The organism is Pseudomonas sp. KB_15 (genome assembly GCF_052114525.1).
Taxonomy (GTDB): Bacteria; Pseudomonadota; Gammaproteobacteria; order Pseudomonadales; family Pseudomonadaceae; genus Aquipseudomonas.
In genome coordinates this window covers 1-390 of sequence record NZ_JBFREX010000307.1, presented here as the reverse complement: position 1 = coordinate 390, position 390 = coordinate 1, and the positions used below count along the sequence as shown (strand labels likewise).

Here is a 390-nt window from a genome sequence, read left to right as displayed (position 1 = left end):
TGGTAAAGGCGCGCGGCCCCTTGGCGTTCCAGTTGGCCACGTCCACCGGATCGAACTGGGTGTCGGGGCGGTTCGTGAAGAAGTATTCGAACTCGTTGGCCGCCTTGGTGGCCGTGCCCAGCGGCGCGCCGCCGAAGATGCCCACGTTCATGTGGTCATGGGTGGGCATGTCCCATTCGAAGGCCGAGAAGATCAGTTTGTTGACGTACGAGCCATTGACCTGCATCTGGCGCACGGCCGGCATCTCGTACTCGGCCATGGCCCGTGAGAACGGCAGCGGGCCACCGACGATGTTGGTGCCGTTCTGGTCGCGCGTGGACGGGCGCAGGTGGTTCGAAATGGCGGTCCAGTCGAGGTTGTTCTTGACCAGCGCCTCGTCCAGCACGTTGG

Annotated in this window: 1 protein-coding gene; it reads right to left on the bottom strand. The window is 63.8% G+C overall.

Annotation, left to right across the window (positions count from 1 at the left end):
* Window positions 1–390: hypothetical protein (locus tag AB4Z35_RS31020; protein ID WP_442101299.1), on the bottom strand; the 390-nt coding region annotated here is incomplete at both ends.